This window comes from Albidovulum sp. (assembly GCF_008933605.1).
In the GTDB taxonomy this organism is placed as follows: domain Bacteria; phylum Pseudomonadota; class Alphaproteobacteria; order Rhodobacterales; family Rhodobacteraceae; genus Albidovulum.
Genome location: NZ_WBUS01000292.1, coordinates 1 through 1,775, shown reverse-complemented (window position 1 = coordinate 1,775; position 1,775 = coordinate 1). Strand labels below are relative to the sequence as shown.

At 69.0% G+C, this 1,775-nt stretch carries 2 protein-coding genes; one reads left to right on the top strand and one right to left on the bottom strand.

From position 1 onward, the window contains the following. The first annotated feature begins 2 nt into the window (after positions 1 to 2). A complete protein-coding gene (locus F9K34_RS18940; RefSeq protein ID WP_291338645.1) occupies positions 3 to 872 on the top strand; it encodes a pirin family protein in 870 nt (289 codons plus the stop codon). An 89-nt stretch (positions 873 to 961) separates the two neighbouring features. Here F9K34_RS18940 and F9K34_RS18935 read toward each other — a convergent pair whose 3' ends face one another. Continuing rightward, positions 962 to 1,549: a TetR/AcrR family transcriptional regulator gene (locus F9K34_RS18935; RefSeq protein WP_291338644.1), complete on the bottom strand. Its 588-nt coding sequence runs from the start codon at positions 1,547 to 1,549 to the stop codon at positions 962 to 964. Positions 1,550 to 1,775: the final 226 nt, after the last annotated feature.

The following is a 1,775-nucleotide window of genomic DNA, read 5'->3' as shown; positions in this document are numbered from 1 at the left end:
ATATAGGGCTCGCCGCCGGCGTCAGGCTGCACCGCGCCTTCGGCTTCCGCGACCCGAAGGAACTCGATCCCTTCCTGCTCTTCGACGACTTCCGCAACGAACGGCCAGAGGATTACCTGCGCGGCTTTCCCTGGCACCCGCACCGGGGGATCGAGACGATCACCTATGTGCTTGCGGGCACCGTCGAACACGGCGACAGCCTCGGCAACCGCGGCCGGCTCGGCGCGGGCGATGTCCAGTGGATGACCGCCGGCTCCGGCATCCTTCACCAGGAGATGCCGCAGGGCAACGCAAGTGGCCAGATGCACGGCTTCCAACTCTGGGCGAAACTGCCGTCGCGGCTGAAGATGACAGCGCCGCGCTATCAGGACGTGCAGTCGGCCGAGATCCCCGAGATCATCGACGACGACGGCACCGCGGTGCGGGTGATCGTCGGCTCCTTCTGGGGCAGGTCCGGCCCCGTGGACGGCATCGCCGCCGACCCGCAGTATCTCGACATCTTCGTGCCCGCGGGGCGGCGCAAGACCTTCCGCGTCGATACCTATCGCCGCGCCTTCGCCTATGTCTTCGAGGGGGCGGGGCGTTTTGCCGATGCCTCTCGGCCCGAAGGCGTGCTCCTGGAAAAGGAAGTGCTCGGGCGCGAGATGAACATCCGCGACCTCTCGGGCAACCGCACGCTGATCCGCTTCGGCACCGGCGAGGAGGTGACGGTGCAGGCCGGCGACGAGGGCATCCGCTTCCTGCTCATCTCCGGCGCGCCGATCGAAGAGCCGGTGGCCTGGCACGGGCCGATCGTGATGAACACGCAGGAGGAAATCCGGCAGGCGATGGCCGACCTCCGCAACGGGAGATTCATCCGCCCGGCGCAGTGAACGGGGACCCCGTGGGCTCGGCTCGTCGTCCGTCGGTTCCCGAACCGATGGACGGCGTCCCGCGCACTTCGGGAGAGGCGTGAGGCGCGTCAGGCCGCAACGGCCTTGCGGACCATGTCCCAGTAGACGTCGCCCACCGCTTCCCGGCCGAGCCGCCCGCCCTCGCGGTACCATGTCGTCACGCCGGTGAGCATGGCGATGATCGCCAGCGAGGCGACCTTGGGATCCGGCGCGACGAAGCGGCCCTGCGCCACACCGTCGCGCAGGATTGTCTCCAGCCGGGTCTCGTAGTCGCGCCGCAGTCCCTCGATCACGGCGAAGTTCTCCGGCCCGAGGTTCCTCAGTTCCATGTAGGACAGGAACACCGCCTCCGCCCTGTCGAGGTTGAAGCGGATGTGGAATCGCACGAAGGCCTCGAGCCGCGCGAGCGGGTCCTTACCCGCCGGGACGGCGTCCCAGGCCGCCAAGAGCTCGTCCATGTGCGCCTTCAGCAGATCGAAGAGCAAGGTCTCCTTGTCGGGCGTGTAAAGGTAGAGCGCGCCGGCCTGCACCCCCACCTCGGCCGCGATCTGGCGCATCGAGACAGCGGCAAAGCCGTGGCGGGCGAAGAGCGCCCGCGCCACCGCGCGGATGCGCGGGCCGGTGATTTCCGAATGCGAGCCGGTCTTGCGTGCCATGCCGGAAGATTATCTGAACGCGCGTTCAATACAATCCCGCCCAGCCCGGCCTTGCGCCGCACGCGGCAGAGGCTATCCTCGGCGCCACTGACGGAGCCCCCCATGCGCGCTGCCCGCCTTCTGCCCATCTGCCTCATGCCGGTCCTCGCCGCCTGCGCGACGCTGCCCGCGTTCGGGGACAGGCCCGAAGCCGCCGCCGCGCAGGCGGCCTGGCCCGCGCTTATGC